Annotated in this window: 20 protein-coding genes and 1 pseudogene; 10 read left to right on the plus strand and 11 right to left on the minus strand. The window is 73.9% G+C overall.

The genetic code is table 11. The features are described 5' to 3' along the window. From ABZ478_RS18880 to ABZ478_RS18905, 6 genes are read right to left on the minus strand one after another with little or no spacing between them, the layout of a single operon-like run. Window positions 1–1,758: a complex I subunit 5 family protein gene (locus ABZ478_RS18880; protein WP_359550716.1), complete on the minus strand. Its 1,758-nt coding sequence runs from the start codon at window positions 1,756–1,758 to the stop codon at window positions 1–3. Then, entirely contained in the window at window positions 1,758–2,105 is a 348-nt protein-coding gene (locus tag ABZ478_RS18885; protein ID WP_358933371.1) for a sodium:proton antiporter, read from the minus strand. The genes ABZ478_RS18880 and ABZ478_RS18885 overlap by 1 nt, the downstream gene beginning before the upstream one ends. 10 nt (window positions 2,106–2,115) lie before the next feature. Beyond that, on the minus strand, window positions 2,116–2,856 hold the full coding sequence (locus tag ABZ478_RS18890; RefSeq protein ID WP_359550719.1) for an MnhB domain-containing protein: 741 nt from the start codon (window positions 2,854–2,856) through the stop codon (window positions 2,116–2,118). Continuing rightward, on the minus strand, window positions 2,853–3,113 hold the full coding sequence (locus ABZ478_RS18895) for a hydrogenase subunit MbhD domain-containing protein (RefSeq protein WP_358933191.1): 261 nt from the start codon (window positions 3,111–3,113) through the stop codon (window positions 2,853–2,855). Before ABZ478_RS18895 ends, ABZ478_RS18890 begins: the two co-directional genes overlap by 4 nt. A gap of 33 nt (window positions 3,114–3,146) precedes the next feature. Beyond that, a complete protein-coding gene (locus ABZ478_RS18900; protein ID WP_359550722.1) occupies window positions 3,147–3,599 on the minus strand; it encodes a monovalent cation/H+ antiporter complex subunit F in 453 nt (150 codons plus the stop codon). Continuing rightward, complete coding sequence (locus ABZ478_RS18905; RefSeq protein WP_359550724.1) at window positions 3,596–3,802, minus strand: hypothetical protein; 207 nt, start codon at window positions 3,800–3,802, stop codon at window positions 3,596–3,598. Before ABZ478_RS18905 ends, ABZ478_RS18900 begins: the two co-directional genes overlap by 4 nt. Before the next feature lie 249 nt (window positions 3,803–4,051). Here ABZ478_RS18905 and ABZ478_RS18910 point away from each other — a divergent pair, with 249 nt between their 5' ends. Beyond that, the gene (locus ABZ478_RS18910; protein WP_359550727.1) at window positions 4,052–4,609 is read left to right on the plus strand and encodes a VanZ family protein; all 558 of its coding nucleotides are present in this window, start codon (window positions 4,052–4,054) and stop codon (window positions 4,607–4,609) included. Between the two features lie 97 nt (window positions 4,610–4,706). Next, entirely contained in the window at window positions 4,707–5,948 is a 1,242-nt protein-coding gene (locus ABZ478_RS18915; protein ID WP_359550729.1) for a family 16 glycosylhydrolase, read from the plus strand. A gap of 198 nt (window positions 5,949–6,146) precedes the next feature. On the opposite strand, the gene ABZ478_RS18920 is transcribed toward ABZ478_RS18915, so the two are convergent. From ABZ478_RS18920 to ABZ478_RS18930, 3 genes and pseudogenes are all read right to left on the minus strand, one after another. Then, window positions 6,147–6,401: a hypothetical protein gene (locus ABZ478_RS18920; protein WP_359550731.1), complete on the minus strand. Its 255-nt coding sequence runs from the start codon at window positions 6,399–6,401 to the stop codon at window positions 6,147–6,149. Window positions 6,402–6,436: 35 nt separating this feature from the next. Continuing rightward, window positions 6,437–7,461, minus strand: a pseudogene (locus ABZ478_RS18925) (DNA topoisomerase IB). Between the two features lie 7 nt (window positions 7,462–7,468). Next, window positions 7,469–8,275 (minus strand): SDR family oxidoreductase, encoded by an 807-nt coding sequence (locus ABZ478_RS18930; protein ID WP_359550734.1) that lies wholly within the window; start codon window positions 8,273–8,275, stop codon window positions 7,469–7,471. Between the two features lie 169 nt (window positions 8,276–8,444). Here ABZ478_RS18930 and ABZ478_RS18935 point away from each other — a divergent pair, with 169 nt between their 5' ends. The 4 genes from ABZ478_RS18935 to ABZ478_RS18950 all read left to right on the plus strand — a co-directional run bounded on the left by ABZ478_RS18935 (window position 8,445) and on the right by ABZ478_RS18950 (window position 11,779). Further along, entirely contained in the window at window positions 8,445–9,485 is a 1,041-nt protein-coding gene (locus tag ABZ478_RS18935; RefSeq protein ID WP_359550736.1) for a PHP domain-containing protein, read from the plus strand. 40 nt (window positions 9,486–9,525) lie between these two features. After that, entirely contained in the window at window positions 9,526–10,182 is a 657-nt protein-coding gene (locus ABZ478_RS18940) for an HAD family hydrolase (protein ID WP_359550739.1), read from the plus strand. Between the two features lie 318 nt (window positions 10,183–10,500). Then, window positions 10,501–11,532: an SDR family oxidoreductase gene (locus tag ABZ478_RS18945; protein WP_359550741.1), complete on the plus strand. Its 1,032-nt coding sequence runs from the start codon at window positions 10,501–10,503 to the stop codon at window positions 11,530–11,532. Between the two features lie 31 nt (window positions 11,533–11,563). After that, on the plus strand, window positions 11,564–11,779 hold the full coding sequence (locus ABZ478_RS18950) for a hypothetical protein (RefSeq protein ID WP_359550744.1): 216 nt from the start codon (window positions 11,564–11,566) through the stop codon (window positions 11,777–11,779). 32 nt (window positions 11,780–11,811) lie between these two features. Here the strand turns inward: ABZ478_RS18950 and ABZ478_RS18955 are convergent, their stop codons facing one another. Continuing rightward, window positions 11,812–13,101 carry an ROK family protein gene (locus ABZ478_RS18955; protein WP_359550747.1) on the minus strand — a complete coding sequence of 430 codons (1,290 nt, stop codon included), beginning with the start codon at window positions 13,099–13,101 and terminating at the stop codon, window positions 11,812–11,814. 275 nt (window positions 13,102–13,376) lie between these two features. Between ABZ478_RS18955 and ABZ478_RS18960 the strand changes: the two genes are divergently transcribed. From ABZ478_RS18960 to ABZ478_RS18975, 4 genes are all read left to right on the plus strand, one after another. Then, window positions 13,377–13,871 (plus strand): FBP domain-containing protein, encoded by a 495-nt coding sequence (locus ABZ478_RS18960; RefSeq protein WP_359550750.1) that lies wholly within the window; start codon window positions 13,377–13,379, stop codon window positions 13,869–13,871. 94 nt (window positions 13,872–13,965) lie between these two features. Next, window positions 13,966–15,219, plus strand: coding sequence for an aromatic acid exporter family protein (locus ABZ478_RS18965; RefSeq protein ID WP_359550751.1), 1,254 nt, complete (start codon window positions 13,966–13,968; stop codon window positions 15,217–15,219). 47 nt (window positions 15,220–15,266) lie between these two features. Further along, a complete protein-coding gene (locus ABZ478_RS18970) occupies window positions 15,267–16,340 on the plus strand; it encodes a hypothetical protein (RefSeq protein WP_359550753.1) in 1,074 nt (357 codons plus the stop codon). A gap of 209 nt (window positions 16,341–16,549) precedes the next feature. Then, window positions 16,550–17,725: a lactonase family protein gene (locus ABZ478_RS18975; RefSeq protein ID WP_359550871.1), complete on the plus strand. Its 1,176-nt coding sequence runs from the start codon at window positions 16,550–16,552 to the stop codon at window positions 17,723–17,725. Here ABZ478_RS18975 and ABZ478_RS18980 read toward each other — a convergent pair. Beyond that, window positions 17,693–18,418: a DUF2470 domain-containing protein gene (locus ABZ478_RS18980; protein ID WP_359550756.1), complete on the minus strand. Its 726-nt coding sequence runs from the start codon at window positions 18,416–18,418 to the stop codon at window positions 17,693–17,695. The two genes, ABZ478_RS18975 and ABZ478_RS18980, sit on opposite strands and share 33 nt — an antisense overlap. Between the last annotated feature and the right edge of the window lie 49 nt (window positions 18,419–18,467).

Below are 18,467 nucleotides of genomic sequence, written 5' to 3' on the forward strand. Positions count from 1 at the left end.
TCAGCCGCCCAGCATCCCCGGCAGGGCCAGCGCCCCGAGTGCGGTGGCGCCCACCAGCAGCCAGGCCACGTAGTCGCCGACGTGGCCCGACTGCAGCCGGCGCAGGGGCAGGGCCCGGTCGGGGGCACCCGCCCGGCCCGGCCGGGCCACGGCGTACGCGGCGAGGGCCACGGCGAGCAGCGCCGAGAGCAGGCCCAGCAGGACACCGGCGAGCGTCCAGTGCGCGGACGCGTGGGCGCCGCCGGAGCCGGCCTCGTTGACGGACCGGGCCACCAGTTCACCGAAGCCCGGGGCGATTCCCGCGGCGAACGCGGCGGTGAGCAGCACGGCGGGCACCGCGGTCATGCTGTCCGGGACACGCCGCAGGATGCCGCCGGTCTCGGGCCGCTCGTCCGAGCCGCTGGTCTCGTACTCGGCGTCCCGCGGGCGCGGCCCCAGACCGAGGAACACCCGGGCGGTGACCCGCAGGACGGCCGCGCCGGTGACCGCGGACGCGCCCACGAACAATACGGTGAGCGGGCCGCCCACCGCCTCCTCGGCGATCGCCTTGCCGAGCGCCGTGCCGAACGGCGGCAGACCGGCGAGGGCGAGGCCGCCGACGGCGAACATCACCGCGAAGGCGCCGAGCTCCCGGGCCCTGCCGTGCAGGGCGTGCTCGTCGACGCTGCCGTACCGGTCGAGCAGGGCGCCGGCGCAGGCGAACAGCGCGGCCTTCACACCGGCGTGGCCGAGGATGTACAGCGCGATCCCGTCGTCGCCCTCGGGGGTGAGCACGCCGAGACCGATCAGGAACAGGCCGGTGTGCGCGACCGTCGAGTAGGCCAGCAGGCGTTTGATGTGCCGCTGGTACCAGCACATGACGGCGCCGGTCACGGCGGTGAGCGTGCCCAGCGTGACCAGGGCGCGGGTCAGCCCCGCGGCGGGGATGCCGCCGGGTCCGGCGAAGACGGTGCCGTACACCCGCCAGACGCCGTACGAGCCGAGTTCGACCATGACGCCGGACAGCAGCATGCACACCGGGGTCGGAGCGACCGCGTGCGCGTCCGGGAGCCAGAAGTGGAACGGTACGGCGGCCGCCTTCACCAGCAGCCCGGTGAGCACCAGCACGAAGGCGGCGAGGACCAGGCCGTCCGGTGGGCCGTGCGCGTCGAGACCGCGGCCGATCCTCGTCATGGACAGCTCGCCGGTGCGGGCGTACAGCAGTCCGATGCCCATCAGCAGCGCGTACGCCCCCAGGGAGTTGACCACTCCGAAGGTCAGCGCGCCCTGCACCGCCTTCGCCTCGTCGATCCGGTAGCCGGTCAGCGCGTACGCGACCACGCTCATCAGCTCGAAGAAGACGAAGGCGTTGAACAGGTCGCCCGCGATCGCGAAGCCGCACATCGCGCCCTGGAAGACGAGCATCAGCGCCGGGAAGGAGCCGGCGTGGCCGCGCGGCGGTTCGTCGAAGTACCGCCAGGAGTAGGCGAGGGCCGCCAGGGTGAGCAGCGAGGCCAGCGCGGCCATGCCGAGCGCGGGACCGTCGCCCACCAGCGCGATCCCGACGCTGCCGGCGCCGGTGGGACGCCATCCGCCGGCCCACTCCACCAGCGGCGGCGAGGAGTTCGGCAGCAGGACCAGGGCGAGCGCGGCCGTGCCGCCGGAGACCACGCAGCCGGTGATCTCGGCGGCGGGCCGGGGCAGGAAGCGGCCCATGGCCACGAGCAGCGCCGCGCCGAGCAGCGGCACCGCGACCAGCAGCGGGAGCAGATGGTGCATCAGCCGCGCAGCTCTCTGAGTTCGTCGGGGTCGACCGTGCCGTGCCGCTTGGCGATCTGCAGGACCAGGGCGAGCAGCATGGCGGTGACGGTGGCGCCGACGACGATGTCGGTGAGGGTGAGGGCCTGCACGACCGGGTCGACGACCGGCCGTGAGCCCGGTTTCAGGTCGGAGAAGACGGGCGCGGTGGCCCCGTCGCGGTAGCCCACCGCCAGCAGCAGGACGTACGTGGCCGACTGGCACACGGCCAGGCAGCCGACCGCGTGGATCAGATCGCGGCTGGTGGCCAGGCCGTAGCAGCCGGCCAGGAAGATCCAGGCGGCGACCAGGTAGGGCAGCACGTGCATCACGGCGCTCTCAACTCCCCTGTTCCTCCTCGATCTCGACGGCCTGGTCCAGGAACCCGGCGAGCAGCACGACCACCGCACTGGCCACCTCCACGCCGACGGCCGCGTTCAGCAGCGGGACGATGCCGCCGGACGCCAGCGTGTTGAACGTCCCGTACGGCAGCAGTGTGTTGGCCAGGAAGGCGGTGCCCGCGAGGACGCCGGCGAGGCCCAGCACCAGATAGGCGCAGACGGCGAGGGCGTCGGAGGCCTCGAAGAGACCGAGAGGGCGGACCCGCTCCAGGGCGTGGTAGTCGGCGCCCAGGTAGAGCAGGTGCAGCGCGGTCGCGGCGACGACCCCGCCCTGGAAGCCGCCGCCGGGGCTGAGCTGGCCGTGCGCGACGACGTAGATGCCGGTGACGAGGGCGACGGGCAGCACGATCAGCGCGTAGCGGCGGACGGGCCGGGCCACCTCGGCGGGCTCCGGCTCCGCGCGGTGCTCGTCGCGGGCCTGCCGCAGGAGCACCACGCAGCCCAGGACGGCGGCGAACAGGATGCTCATCTCGCCGAGCGTGTCGTAGGCCCGCTGGTCGAAGTTGACGGAGGCGATGGTGTTCGCGGTGTGCCGGGCGAGCGAGGCCCGGACGGCCCGGTCGCCGTAGGGGTGGCTCGGGCCGCCGAAGGAGGGCAGGTCCAGACCGGCGGCCACCAGCAGGGCGGCCGTCCCGGCGCCGCCCACGGCGAGCAGCCACAGCCGCAGCCGGCGGCTCACCGGGTCTCGTCCCCGGAGCGGCCGCGCCGGCGGACCTTGCGCACCGACAGCATGATCAGCAGCGGGGTGATCGCGGAGCCCACGGCCAGTTGCGACAGACCGACGTCCGGCGCCTGGAGCACGGTGAACAGCACGGCCAGCGCGACACCGAGCACGGACAGCACCAGGGCCTGCCGCGCCGGGTCGCGCACCGCCACCGCGGCGGTGGCGGAACCGGCCACCAGGAGCAGCGCCACGACGATCACCGCGTCGGCCATGCCGTACCTCCCGTACGGCCGCCCGGCACCGTGTCAGCCACCGCGCACCCCCTCGAACCCGCCCGACAGCGCGCGGGAGGCGACGATGTTCCCGCCGATCAGCAGGGCACCGGTCACCAGCAGTTTCACCATGGCCCGGCCCGGCCCGGCGGCCACGCACACGGCCACCACGACCACCGCGCCGAGTGCGGCCGCCGCCCAGGTCGCTCCCCGGGCACCCGGCCGGTCGCCCGCCAGGTCTTCGGCCAGCAGGCGGGCGAAGACGAGGGTGCCGACCGGGCCCAGGAGGGCCATCAGCAGGGCGAGGTCGACGTAGGCGGGGCGGTCGTAGCCCTGGGCAAGCAGCAGCAGGGCCGGGCAGGCCACGGAGGTGGTCAGGTTCTGCGCCACGACCCGGCGGGACAGCGGGCCGGAGGTCACACCCCACAGGACGGCCGCCCCTCCCCCGGCCAGCACGACGGCCGCCGCCAGGATCCAGCCGTTCACCGCCAGGTCACCGCCCGACGACCGGCCCGGGCCAGCAGCGCGCCCGCCGCCGCGGCACTCGCGCCGATGATCCGCTCCAGGGTGTCGACCGAGGTGATGAACACCAGCCACAGCAGGGCTAGGGCGGTCCACCAGGCCAGCAGCTCGCCCAGGGTGAGCAGGACCGTACGGGTCGTGGTCCGCTGGGCCGTGCGCCCGGTCATCGCCGCCTCCTCGGTCCGTCCGCAGGGGGTTGTGCGGCGTTTCATGGCGATACGCCGCTCGGGGCATCCAAGCACCGCGCGGCCCTCGGAGGGCGGGCGGCACGCGGGTGCCGGGCCGGAGTGCCCCGGAGGCGTGAACGGAAACCGCCGACGCGCTCCGGCTGCCGTCCGGACGACGGCATTCCGCGCCGGTTCAGGGGTAACCGCGCTGTGAAACGGGGACGTTGACTATTCCAGGAGAGTGACCGAATGGCCCGGACCGCGCTACGCCTGCCCGCCGCACTGCGTACACCGAAGAAGCGGGAACGGCCCGCCCGGACCCGGCCGGCGGCCGCACCGCACGCACTCGCGCTCCCGTGGCGGCTGCTGGCGATGCTGGTCGCCTTCGCGTTCATGGTGGCCTTCGCGGTCGTACTGGCCCGGCTCACGCTGCAGCCGTCCCCGGCGTCGGTGTCGCTGACGCACAGCAATCTGCACCCCGGAAGGTCGCTGTCGGCCTATCTGGAGTACGCGCAGTGGCGGGACACGGTCAAGCAGATCGGGGGGAACGTACTCCTCGGCGTGCCGTTCGGCGTGCTGGTCCCGGTCCTGGCGCCGCGCGCCCGGGGAGTGTTCCAGGTGCTGATACTCACGGCTCTGGTGATGCTGGTGGTGGAGCTGTTCCAGGGCGCGCTGGTCACCGGGCGGGCCTTCGACATCGACGACGTCATCCTCAACACCACCGGCGCTCTGCTGGGTTGGCTGCTGCTGGGCCGCCGGCTCGGACGGTCGGTGCACCGCCGGGTGAGGACGACGGAAAGTGAGTGAGCGTCAGAAACTGGTCCGGACCAGAGTATTGACCCGTTCTTATCTCACGCCTTGAATCAAGAGGGCATCTCACCCCCCCCACGCCGAATGGAGAGACATGCCCTCCCCACGCCTGCTCCGCAGATGTCTGCTCGCCGCCCTCTCCGCCGCGCTGGTCGGCTCGGCCGCCGTCGGTCCGGCCCACGCGCAGGGCACCGCCCCGGCGGCCGCGGCCGCCGCTGCCGTCTCGGCCTTCTCCGACAACTTCGACGGAGCCGCCGGCTCGGGCGTCGACTCCTCGAAGTGGACGCTGGAGACGGGTGACAACGTCAACAACCACGAGCGCCAGTACTACACCTCCGGCACGAAGAACGCGGCCCTGGACGGCCAGGGGCACCTGGTCATCACGGCCCGGAAGGAGAATCCGGCGGGTTACCAGTGCTGGTACGGCAGTTGCCAGTACACCTCGGCCCGGCTGAACACCTCGGGCAAGTTCAACGCGCAGTACGGCCATGTCGAGGCCCGGATGAAGATTCCGCGGGGACAGGGCATGTGGCCCGCGTTCTGGATGCTCGGCACGCCGGTGAACTGGCCGGACTCGGGTGAGATCGACGTGATGGAGAACGTCGGTTTTGAACCCTCCACCGTGCACGGCACGATCCACGGCCCCGGCTACTCCGGCTCGGGCGGCATCGGCGCCGGCTACACCCTGCCGGGCGGCCAGGCCTTCGCGGACGCCTTCCACACCTTCGCCGTCGACTGGGCGCCCGACTCGATCACCTGGTCGGTGGACGGCAACGTCTACCAGCGCCGCACGCCCGCCGACCTGGGCGGGAAGACCTGGGTGTTCAACAAGCCGTTCTTCCTGATCCTGAACCTGGCGGTCGGCGGGTACTGGCCCGGTGACCCGGACGGCTCCACCCCGTTTCCGGCGCAACTGGTGGTGGACTCGGTGTCGGTGACGACGAGCAACAGCGCGGCCGGTGTCCCGATCCGGGGCCTGGCGGGCAAGTGCGTGGACGTGGCCGCCGCGAACACCGCCAACGGCACCCCGGTGCAGCTCTACGACTGCAACGGCACGGCGGCCCAGCAGTGGACGGTGGGTTCGGACGGCACGATCAGGGCGCTCGGCAAGTGCCTGGACGTCGCCGGCGGTGGCACCGCCGACGGCACGCCGGTCCAGCTGTGGGACTGCAACGGCAGTGCCGCCCAGAAGTGGGCCCTTCCGGCGGCCCGCGACATCGTCAATCCCCAGGCGAACAAGTGCCTGGACGTGAGCGGGAACAACTCGGCCAACGGCACCCGGCTGCAGATCTGGACGTGCACGGGCGGCGCCAACCAGAAGTGGACGGTGGGCTGAGCCCGGCCGTACCGGGGGCCGGCGCGGGCACGCTGTATCTCCGCGACGGCCCCGCTGAGGTGGTAGCCGGGCCCGAAGCGGACGAGGCCGCGCAGCAGGTCCAGCGGGTCGCAGGGGCGGGCCCGGCGGGTGTGCGGCCGATGGGTGAACGGGATACCGGTAAGGGGCTGTCCGGATCGGGCGCCGGCGGCGGCACCGCTACGGGCGGTGGTGCAGGGTCCAGGTGTACTTGTCGCCGCCCACCCACCGGATGGAGTCCGGGTCGTCCAGATCGTGGATCGGCAGCCCGTGGGACGCGGCGGCCTCCAGTACGTCGGTGACGGTCCTGGCCTCCCCGATGACCTCACCGTCGATCTCCATGATCCGGAAGGGCGGCCCGCCGTGCCTGCCCGGGCACACACCGAGTACCAGGATCCGTGGGTGGGAGATGTGCGGAACTCCTTGTTCGGTCATGCAACAGAGCCTAGAACGCCTCGCGGGCCGACGGCTCATCCGTGTGCGCCGTCCAGGAGACCGAGGACCGCCGCCTCGACGGCTCCCTGGGTGGCGGGGCGCCCGAAGTCCCCATGCTCCCCCAGCCGGCTCAGCGCCGGGGCGATCGTCACGCCCTCTTCGAACAGCTCGAAGACCCTGGGGTCGATGTAGGAGGCCCGGCAGACCGCGGGGGTGTTGCCGAGGTAGTGGCTGACCTCCCGGACCGCGCGCGCCGTCTGCCGATGCCGGGCGCTCTCGCTGGAGCGGGCGCCGCCGGCGGTGACGGCCAGCGCGACGGCGGCGAGCACGGTGGCGTGCCAGGTGCGGAAGTCCTTCGCGGTCACGTCGGTGCCGGAGAGCCGGCGCAGCGCCTCGTGAGGTCGTCGCTGTGCAGGTCGTGCCAGGCGCCGTGGTCGTGGAAGGCGAGGAAGCGGTCGCCGCCGCGCGGACGGCGCAGCAGGGCGCGCGTCACGGCGTGCGCCTGGTCGTCGACCAGGGCGCGGACCGTCTCGGTGCCGCCCTTGGCGGGAAAGCTGAAGGCGATCTCGCCGCGGCCGCAGCTCACGTGCTCGCGGAGCATGGTCGTCAGGCCGTAGGTCTCGCTGGTACGGGTGTGCCGGTCGCTGCCGACGCGGAAGAAGCCGAGGTCGAGCAGGCGGACGGCGCAGGCGGTGACCCGGGGACGGCTCAGTCCGCGTCCGGCGAGGTCGGCGGAGACCTGGTCGCGCAGCTCGGGCAGGGCGCGCGCGACGCGGCGCACGTGCTCGTGCTTGGCCCTGTCCTGCTCGGCCCCGAACTGCTCGTGGTACAGGTACTGGCGGCGTCCGGCGGCGTCGGTGCCGACGGCCTGGAGGTGGCCGTTGGGCCAGGGGCAGATCCACACGTCCCGCCAGGCCGGCGGGATGGTGAGGTCCCGGAGCCGGGCGCGCTGGGCGGGGTCGGTCAGGGGCGCGCCCGACTCGTCCCGGTAGCGGAAGCCGCGGCCGGCGCGGACCCGGGTGAAGCCCGGCCGGTCGCAGGAGCCGGTGCGCAGTCTCACCGTGCCCTCAGGGCCGTCGCCAGTCGTCGCCGGTCAGGTGGGAGCCGGCCTGTGGTCCCATGCGCAGCATTCCGCCGTCGACGATCCAGGAGGCGCCGGTGACGTAGGAGGCGTCCGGGCCCGCGAGGAACGCGATCACGGCGGCGACCTCGCGGGCGTCGCCGGGCCGTCCGAGGGGGACGCCGGGGCGGCGCTCGGTGCGCACGTCGGTGTCCTCCTGGCCGGTCATCGGGGTGGCGATCTCGCCGGGCGCCACCGCGTTCACCGTGATGCCGTGCTCGGCCAGTTCCAGGGCCATCACCTGGGTGAGCAGCCCGAGCCCGCCCTTGGCCGCGCAGTACGGCGCCGCGCCCACCCTGGGCTGGTGCTCGTGGACGGAGGTGACGTTGACGATCCGGCCGCCGCCGCCCTGCGCGATCATGTGCCGGGCCGCCTTCTGCCCGCACAGGAAGGGCCCGACGAGGTCCACGTCGAGCACCCGGCGCACGTCGTCGAGGCCGAGGTCGAGGAAGGGCGTCATGGTGCCCGTACCGGCGTTGTTGACCAGCACGTCGAGGCGGCCGAGTTCGGCGCACAGCTCGTCCACGGTGTCCGCGGCACCGGGGAGTTCGGTGAGGTCGAGCCGGGCGACGGCCGCCCGGCGGCCCTTCTCCCGGACCTCCCGCGCGGTCTCCTCGGCGCCCTTCTCGTCGCTGTGCCAGGTGATGCCGATATCGAGCCCCGCCTCGGCCAGGCGCACGGCGGTGGCGCGGCCGATGCCGGAGTCCGAGCCGGTGATCACGGCCACCCTGCGGGTGTCGGCGGAAGCGGACATGGCGGGCCTCCTCGCGGGCGGGCGGTCGACGGGACTCCGCAGTACCCGGGGTGCCGCGCGGACAAACCGCCGGGGAGGCCGGGGCGGGGCCCAGGCAGCCGGTGACGTGCGGGGCGGGCCCGTCCGGGGAACCCTGGAGGGGCTTCGCCGAGCTGGAGGTGGTGTGCGCATGGATCCCGTCGCGGCGCTGGACCGGATCGCCTTCCTGCTGGAGCGGTCGCTGGCTCCCACGTACCGGGTCAAAGCCTTCCGGACCGCCGCCCGCGTGCTGTCGGCGCTGCCGGACGGAGAGGTCGCCGAGCGGGCGGCGGCCGGGACGCTGGAGGCGCTGAAGGGGGTCGGCCCGAAGACCGCGCAGGTGGCCCGGGAGGCGCTGGCCGGGGAGGAGCCCGGCTATCTGCGCAAGCTGGAGGAGGAGGCCGGCGCGCCGGACGAGGACGGCCCCGGGGCGGAGCTGCGGGCGCTGCTGCGCGGTGACTGCCATACGCACTCGGACTGGTCGGACGGCGGCAGCCCGATCGAGGAGATGGGGCTGACGGCGGCCCGGCTGGGTCATGAGTGGACGGTGCTGACCGACCACTCCCCCCGGCTGACCGTGGCCCGGGGTCTGTCGCCCGAACGGCTGCGCGAGCAGCTCGCGGTGGTGGCGGAGCTCAACGCGCGGTGGGCGCCCTTCCGGCTGCTCACCGGGATCGAGTGCGACATCCTGGAGGACGGCTCGCTGGACCAGGAGCCCGAACTGCTGGAGCGGCTGGACGTCGTGGTGGTGTCGGTCCACTCCAAGCTGCGGATGGACGCCCGCTCGATGACCCGCCGGATGGTGGCCGCGGTCCGCGATCCGCACGCGGACGTGCTCGGCCACTGCACCGGACGGCTGGTCACCGGGCGCGGCCGGCCCGAGTCGGAGTTCGACGCGGACGCGGTCTTCGCGGCCTGCGCCGAGTCCGGTACGGCCGTGGAGATCAACAGCCGGCCCGAGCGGCTGGACCCGCCCCGGCGGCTGCTGCGCCGTGCGGTGGCCGCCGGCACGCTGTTCGCGATCGACACCGACGCGCACGCACCCGGACAGCTCGACTGGCAGATCCTCGGCTGCGCCCGCGCCGAGGAGTGCGGGGTGCCGGCCGGGCGGGTGGTGAACACCTGGCCGGCCGGGGAACTGCTGGTCTGGACGCGTGAGGGCCGCGTACCGGCACGTGTGGCGGGCTCCTGACGTGGTACCCGGAGACGGCCGAGAGAAAGGAATCCGCCGGATGGACCGCGCCGCCGTGTTCGACGTGGACGGGACCCTCGTCGACACCAATCATCTGCATGTCGTGACCTGGTGGGAGGCCTTCCGGCAGGCGGGGCACGACGTGCCCATGCACGCCGTGCACCGGGCCGTGGGCCTCGGTTCCACCGATCTGATCGCACATCTGCTCGGCGACGGCCGGGACGAGGATCAGGACGCCGGGCTGAGTGCCGCGCACAAGGCCCTGTACGGCCAGTACTTCGACCGGCTGCCCGCCCTGCCGAAGGCCGGTGAGCTGCTGCGGCGGCTGCACGGGGACGGCCGGCGGGTGGTGCTGGCCACCTCCGCGAGCGGCGCCGAGCTGGGCGCGCTGCGCCGGGCGATCGACGCGGACGAGGCCATCGCGGGCACCGCGAGCGCCGATGACGTGGCACGGGGCAAACCGGCTCCGGAGCCGGTGGAGCGCGCGCTGGAGCTGGCCGGGGTGGACGCGTCCCGGGCGGTGTTCGTCGGGGACACCGTGTGGGACATGCGGGCCGGCGCCAAGGCCGGGGTGCGCTGCGTGGGCCTGCTGTGCGGCGGGATCCCGCGGGCCGACCTGGAGGAGGCGGGGGCCGAGGCGGTGTACGACGATCCCGCCGACCTGCTCGCCCGGCTGGCCGGCAGCCCGCTGGCCTGAGCCGCGCAGGAGTGCCGCAGGAGTGACGCAGGTCATGGTGGACCGCCGGAACACCACGGGGTGGTCGCCCGTTGAACCAGCCGTGGGTGCGGATGGGACAGTGTCCCCGGGCCTCACCTTTTGCCCACAGGGACGATCGTCCGGCTGAAGCCCTGTGGAGCGTTTCGCCGAGAGGCGACCGCCATCCGCGCCCACCACAAGCCGCCCCGGCCGTGTCTCCCCCGTCACGGCCGGGGCTTTCTCGTGCCTCCGCCGTGTGCGCGCCGGGCCGCCGGGTACCCGGCGGGTCCGCCGAAGTCTCCGCGGAAGGAGCCGAAGGTGACCAGCGCAGCGGGCAGCAGGGTCGTGGTGACGGGCGCCACCGGCAATGTCGGTACCAGCGTGGTGCGCGTGCTGTCGGACGATCCGGGGATCAAGTCGGTCCGGGGGATCGCTCGACGGACGCCGGTGTGGTCCCCGCCGAAGACGGAGTGGTCGGCGGTCGATCTCGCCTCCGAGACGGCCAACCTGGCCGAGCGGTTCGAGGGCGCCGACGCCGTCATCCATCTGGCCTGGGCGTTCCAGCCGACGCACGATCCGGCGACCACCTGGCGGACCAACGTGCTGGGCAGCAACCGGGTGTTCGAGGCGGTCGCCGCGGCCCGGGTGCCGGTGCTGGTGCACGCCTCCTCCGTGGGCGCGTACTCGCCGGGCCCGAAGGACCACGCGGTGGACGAGTCATGGCCGACGCACGGCTGGCCGGACGCCGCGTACTGCCGGGAGAAGGCGTATCTGGAGCGCACCCTGGACATCTTCGAGCGCGACCACCCCGAGGTCCGGGTGGTCCGGATGCGGCCGGGTTTCCTGTTCAAGCGGGAGTCGGCGAGCGAGCAGCGGCGGATCTTCGGCGGACGTTTCCTGCCGGGCCCGCTGGCCCGGCCCGAGATGCTGCCGTTCCTGCCGGACGTGCCGGGGCTGCGGATGCAGGTGCTGCACACGGACGACGCCGCCGAGGCCTACCGGCTCGCGGTGCACTCGGAGGCCGCCCGGGGCGCCTTCAACCTCGCCGCCGACCCGCCGGTGGACGCCTCGATGCTGGGCGAGATGCTCGGCACCCGTCCGGTCCGGCTGCCCCGGGCCGCCGCCCGGTCGGCGCTCGCCGCGGCCTGGGGGCTGCGGCTGGTCCCGGCCTCCCCGCACCTGTTCGACGCGGTCCTGCGGCTGCCGCTGATGGACTCCTCCCGGGCCCGCACCGAGTTGGGCTGGCACCCGCGCCACACGGCCGAGGAGGTCCTGCGGGAGTTCCTGGACGGGCTGCAGCAGGGCGCCGGCATGGAGACCGAACCGATGCGCGGACGGAAGGTCGGCTGAACCGCGGCCGACGCGAGAGGGAAGGAGACCCATGACCGTACAGTCGGAACCCGAGCCGGAGCCCGGGCGCGAGGAGCATCCCGTCCCCCGGGACCCGCCCGACCAGCAGGCCGGCCCCGGTGCGGACCCGTTGGACGCCCCGGAACAGCCGCCCGGCGAGGAAAGCACGGGGCCGGACGAGGTGACCCGGACGGACGAGGGGATCGGGACGGACGAGCGGCCCGAGCCGGACGAACCCTCCGCCTGACGGCCGGGCCCACGGCCCGGCGGCCCGGCGGCCTAGCGCGGCGCCCGCTCCTCCAGGGCGGCGCGCCAGGCCGGATGGCGGTCCTGCGTGACCGGTTCGGCCGGGCGGCCGCCGCGGGCGAAGAAGTCGGCGAGCGGCAGGATCGCGGCGCCCACGGTGACCGCGTCGGGGCCGAGCCGGCCGAGTTCGATGGTGACCTTGTCGGCCGGGTGGCGCAGGGCGTACGTCGCCGCGTGGCGGCGCACTGCGGGCAGGAAGCGGGTGCCGAGCTGGAGACCGGCCCAGCCGCCGATGAGGATCCGCTCGGGCTGGAAGAGGTTGATCAGGTCGGACAGCCCGGCGCCCAGGTACTCGGCGGTCTCCTCCAGGACCGCGAGCGCGACCGGGTCGGGGTCGGCGCCGTCCAGTGGATAGGCGGCGGCGAGCATCGCGGTGAGCGCGGTCTCCTCGTCGGCGTCCTGCGGCGGCCGGCCGCCCTCCTCGCGCCAGCGGGCGAGCAGCGACTCGGCGCCCGCGTACGCCTCCAGGCAGCCCGGCGCCCCGCACCGGCAACGGCGCCCGCGCACCCGTACCGTCAGATGGCCCCATTCGACGGCCCGCCCGTGCTCCACCTCCGGGGTGACCAGGCAGGCGCCGACGCCCGAGCCGAAGAGCACGACCAGCGCGTTGCGGGCGCCGCGCCCGGCGCCGAACCACATCTCGGCCTGGCCGAGGGTCTTGGCCCCGTTGTCTATGAAGTAGCGGACCGCCTCCGGGAGCTGGGAGGTCGAGCGGAGGAGTTCCTCCAGGGGCACCGCGTCCCAGCCGATGGTCTGCCCGTGCACGACGGCACCCCGGTCGGCGGTGTGCTCGACGATGCCGGGGACGCCGACGCCGACGCCGAGCAGCCGCTCGGGGACGGCCTCCTGGGCCGCGAGCACCTCGGCGATGCCGTCGCGGATGTGGCCGACGATCCCGTCGACGTCGTAGCCGTCCTGGGTCAGCGGGCGTTCGGTGCGGGCGAGTTCGGTGAGCGCCAGGTCGAACAGTTCGACCCGGACCCGGGTCTCACCGACGTCGACGCCGATCATCTGGCCGCTGTGCGGGGCGACCCGCAGCAGCGTACGGGGGCGGCCGCCGTCGGAGTCGACGCTGCCGGCCTCCTCGACCAGACCGTCGGCGACCAGATCCGCGACCACGTTGCTGACCGAGCCGGAACTCAGCCCCGTCGCCGGGCCCAGCTCGAAGCGGCTCAGCGGGCCGTCGAAGTACAGCCGTTGCAGCAGGGCCGTGCGGTTCCCCCGCCTGAGGTCCCGTACCGTCCGCCCGTTCCGCCCCGTCATGTGGCTCCCTCCGAACCCTGTCCCGACCTGCAACATACCTCTCGCGCCAGCCGGAACGCGACTTTCCGACAACCCTTATTTCATGTACTGAGCTAACCGCCGCACCCACACTGAGCCAGCCGTCGCGGCCGCGACGGGCCCCAGCTCACCCACCCTTCGCGGTACAGCCTACGGAAATCCACTGGCCCGCCCACGCCTTGGCTATCTAGGCTAGCCATCAACCTAGAGGCTCTAGGTTGACGTCACGGAACACGGAATCCGGAAGGACCTTTCTGATGAGACCGCTCACCGAGCAGGACATTCGCGACTCCTTCGTCAACTGCTCCAAGGGCGAGGCCAAACGGCTGGCGGTGCCGCGGGACCTGGGCGAACGCCCCTGGGACGACCTGGACTTTCTCGGCTGGCGGGAGCCAGGGGCGCCCGACCGGAGCTATCTGGTCGCCGAGCGGGAGGACGGGCTCGTCGGAGTCGCGCTGCGTTATCCGACCGCGCGGCGCGGGCTCCTGCACCGCAGCCTGTGTTCGGTCTGCCTGACGACGCATCCCGGCGGCGGTGTGTCCCTGATGACGGCGCGGAAGGCGGGTCCGGCGGGCCGCGAGGGGAACTCGGTCGGGGTGTACATGTGCACGGATCTGGCCTGCTCGCTGTACGTCCGCGGGAAGAAGGTGCCGCAGTCGGGAGGCCGGTTCGAGGAGAGCCTGACCCTGGAGGAGCAGATCGCCCGCGCGACGGGCAATCTGTACGCCTTCCTCGACCGGATCCGCGCCTGACGCCCCCCGGGCCGGCGACCGGCCGGAGTCACGGAAGGACGCCTCCCCGATCAGGGACGTTCGGCCCGGCCGGGGAGCGGGAACAGGCCAAGGGATGCACGACGTACGAGAGTGGACCGCGGCACTGAAGCGTCTGTTGATGCGCTACCGGGAGCCGGTGATCGTCCAGACGCTGCGGTCCGCCACCGCGGCGACGATCGCCTACGTCATCGCGCTGCGCCTGAGTCCCGAACCGGCCCCGCTGACCTCTCCCCTGACCGCCCTGCTGGTCGTCCAGGTCACCTTCTACGCCACCCTCACCAACGGCATCCGCCGGGTGAACTCGGTGGTCGCCGGGGTGCTGGTGGCCATCGCGTTCAGTCTGCTGGTGGGCCTGACCTGGTGGAGCCTGGCGCTGCTGATCGTGGCCTCGCTGGGGGTGGGTCACCTGGTGCGGGTGGACGAGTACGTGGCCGAGGTGGCGATCAGCGCCATGCTGGTGCTCGGGGTCACCACCGTCGGTTTCACCGCCTGGGCCCGGATCGTGGAGACGCTGATCGGCGCGGTCGTGGGCATGGCCTGCAACCTGCTGCTGCCACCCCCCGTGTGGGTGGACAAGGCGGGCGAGTCGATCGAGGACCTGGCCCGCCGGGTGCGGCAGCTGATGCTGCGGATGGGTGAGGAGGCCGCGGGCAGCGTCTCCTGGCAGCTGGCCGCCGAACGGCTGCACGAGGCCCGCCGTCTCGACCAGCACATCGCCCAGGTGGACGCCTCGCTGCGGCAGGCCGAGGACAGCCTGCGGCTCAACCCGCGCGTGAAGGAGGGCCTACTGCACCGGGTGGTGCTGCGCACCGGCCTGGACACGCTGGAGATCTGCACGGTGGTGTTGCGGGTGCTGGCCCGTTCCTTCACGGACCTGGCCAAGGCCCGGGGCTCCGAGGATCTGTTCCCGAAGGAGACCGGCGCGACCGTGGAGCAGCTGCTCTCCGAGATCGCCGACGCGATCGTCAGCTTCGCGGTCCTGGTGACCGCCGATCTGAGCGCGAACGCCGAGTCGGCGGAGGCGCGTCTCACCGCCGAGCTGCACACGGCGGCCGGCACCCGTGACCGGCTCGCCGAGCTCTTCCAGGAGGAGGTCGGCAAGGACTGGGAGAACTGGCAGCTCATGGGGGCCGTGCTGACCGAGGTGAACCGGATCATCGCCGAACTCGACACCGAGCACCGCACCCGACGCCTGCTGGAGGAGTTGGACCGGGTGTCCCGGGAGCACCGGGCGAGGCTGCCGCGGATGAGCCGGCTGCGGGAGCGCCTCGGTGTGCAGGAGGACCTGTGGCGGAACCGTACGGGGTTCGGCGAGCGTTCTCCGTGAGAGGTGCCGCGGCGGGGCCGGCACCACGAGGCGAGGGGGGCGGGCCGATGTCCGGCACCGAGGTGCGGATCGACGGGAACACACTGAGACTGCCGGGCGGCGTGGCGGTGCGGTTCGTCCGCACACTGCGACTGCCCGAGAAGGGCACGCATCCGCTGCCGCCGGGGCTCGGCGAGTTCCCGGTGCGACGGGTCGCCGACTTCGGCGACCGGGTTCCGCCGGAGTGGCGCCGGCGCGGCGGTGTGATGCTGCCCGTGTATCTGCGGGAGGCGATGTGGCTGAGTTTCACCGGTACGACGGAGCCGGCCGCCCTCCAGGTGGGCGTCGGCAAGGTGTGCGCCGTGTCCGGGAAGCCGTGGCGCGATCACCTGGTCCGCAAGCCGCAGAACTACCTGGTACTGCCCCGCCAGCCCTGGCTGGACGGCATCAACTCCGGCAAGGGCACGGTCCGGCAGTTCGTCGCCGTCCCGCTCGGTCTCGGGGCGACGGTGGAGGGCCAGGTCACCGGCGAGGAGGTGTGGGGCGGCGTACAGCTCCAGGCGTTCGGGCTGAACGAGCACGCGCTGGCCGAGTGGCGACGCGAGGAGCGGGAGCGCCGGCGGCGGTTGCGGGCGGCCGGACCGGCCGTCGGCTACGGCGCGCCCCCGCCGGGCGGCGGGCCCGTCCCCATGGCGGCCGCTCCCGGCGCGGCCCTTCCGCCGCCCTCCGCCCCGGCCGGGGCCGCTCCCCCGCGGCGCGCGGCGGCGATGGGACTGGGCGTCGGCGGCTCGATGCGCCAGGAGGTCTACCGGGACGACCGTCCGCTGAAGGACTGGTCACAGACGCCCGCCGGGCGGGTCTTCGTCCACCTGGTCACGCCTCCCGAGTGGCGCCGCATCACCGGCGAGGCTCCCCCGCCGTCGCCGGTGGACCGGGCGGCGTACACGCGGGCGGGACTGCCCTGGTACGACTACTACGACGAGGACGCCGAGGACCTGGACCCCACCGGCACCCTGACCGGCGTCAAGCCGGTCGGCGACTGGCTCGGCGACGACCTGGACCCCTGGCAGCAGCCCTCCCCCGGGCAGGTGACCCCGCTGAAGGACGCGCCGGGCAAGCCGGTCGAGGACGGGGAGTGGTAGACCCGGATCCGGTTGCGCGCTGCGCAACGGCCGTTGCCGTTCTTGCCTTCACCGGTCGATCCACGCCAAGGTGACCGACGAGCGGGAAGACCGACGACCTGAGGTGCGGCATGGACGAGGAGGAACGGGCGGTGCGCGGCGGCTCGCCGGAGCCCGGCCGGGGCCGGGGGCCGGGGGCCGGCTGGAGCAGGCGCCGGTTCGTCGGGGCCATGGCGGGCGCGGCCGCCGTGGTGGCGGTGCCCGTCACGGCGGCCGAGCCGCCCGGCCCCACCCCGCCGGTTGATCCCACCCCGCCGGTTGATCCGCCGCCGCGGGCCGGTGCGCGCACGGCGGTCCCGCCGTCGCACGGGGCGGACCGTCCCCGTCCGCTGTACGTGGGCACCTACACCTCCGCGGAGGGCGGCGGCGCCGGCGTCGGGCTGGCCGAGTACGACCCGGCGACCGGCCGGATCACCGGCACGGGGACGCTCACCGGCGTCCCCGACCCGTCCTATCTCGCGGTGCACCCGGACGGCCGCACGCTGTACGCGGTGGACGAGCGCGAGGACGGCGCGGTCACCGCGGTCCGCCTGGCCGACCGCAAGGTCCTGGGCGCGCGGAGCACGGGCGGGGCGGCCCCCTGCCATCTCTCGGTCCACCCCGGCGGGCGCTGGCTGCTGAGCGCAGGCTACCAGTCGGGCAGTGTCGCCGTGCACCCCATCGACGGCTCGGGCGCGCTCGGCGAACGCACCGATCTGGTCACCCACACCACCCCGGCGCCCGGCCCCGGCCAGCAGGGCCCGCACGCGCACCAGTTCCTCACCGCTCCGGACGGCGGCCATGTCCTCGCCGTCGACCTCGGTACGGACACCGTCTACAGCTACCGCCTCGACGCGGACCGGGGCACGCTCACCGAGGTGGCCCGGGCGCACACCCGGCCGGGCGCGGGTCCGCGCCATCTGACCTTCCACCCCGGCGGCCGCCACGCCTATCTGGCCAACGAGGTGGACGACACGGCCGCCGTCTGCGCCTACGACCCGGCCACCGGACGCCTGACGATCGGCGACCCGCTGCCCACGGGGTCGTCCGGGGGCACCAACTATCCGGCGCAGTTCCTGGTGACCGCGAACGGCTCCTACGCGTTCCTCGCCAACCGCGGCCACAACAGCATCGCCCGGTACGCCGTCGAGGACGCAGGGGCCCGGCTGCGGCTGCTCGGCACGGTGCCGGTGGCCGGGGACTTCCCGCGGCAGATCGCGTTCTCGCCGGACGGCCGGCTGCTGTTCGCGGCGAACCAGCGCTCCGGCACGGTCAGCGTGTTCCACGTGGACGCGGGGAGCGGCGCGCTGCGCCTGGCGGGTGAGCCGTTCGCGTCACCGGTCGCCGTCTGCGCGCTGCCACTGTAGGGCGCGGGGGCGGGCGGCGGCGCCCGCCTGGGCCAGCAGTGCGTGCATCCGCTCGGTGAGCTGGGCGACGTCGTCGGCGGGCGTGTGGAACGGCAGCCGTACGTCGCCCTGGGTGCGGGCGCGTTCGATGCGCAGGGTGAGGCCGTGCCGGTCGACGGCGAGCGGCACCACGCGGACAGCGGCGTGCAGGCTCTCGGGACGCACGAGCCGGGTGAGCCGTTCCACGGCGTCCGGGTGGGCGTCGGCGAGGTGGGTCAGCAGCCGCGCCTCTGCGCCGGCGAGCGGGTCGGGCCCGGCGGCGGCGAACTCGTCGAGGCCGACGGGCACGGAACCGGACGGCTGCCACAGCACCACGCGGGTGGGCCGCAGCAGCAGCGAGCCGCCGAGAGGGGTGAACCAGCCGGCCAGCCACAGTCGGGACCGGATCCGGCGGCGCACCGGTACGGGGGCCACGTCGGCGAACTCGACCACGGCGGCGGGCTCTCCGCGCGGGGCGCACAGCGCGGCCGCGACCAGGGCGCTGTCCTCGGGCACGTCCAGCAGTACTCCGCCGTCACCGGTCACGCGATGCGCGCCCACGTACTCCTCGCGGGCACCGTCCGCCGTCACCGCGCACGACCAGGCGGCCGCCGCCACCGACCGCGCCCGCTGAGCCGCACCGGGCCCGGCCGCCCAGTCCTGGGTGTCAACCATCCCCACGCCTCCTTAGGTAAGCCTTGCCTAACCTACCGAAGATCCGGGC

It is taken from the genome of Streptomyces sp. NPDC005706, from assembly GCF_040631045.1.
Taxonomy (GTDB): domain Bacteria; phylum Actinomycetota; class Actinomycetes; order Streptomycetales; family Streptomycetaceae; genus Streptomyces.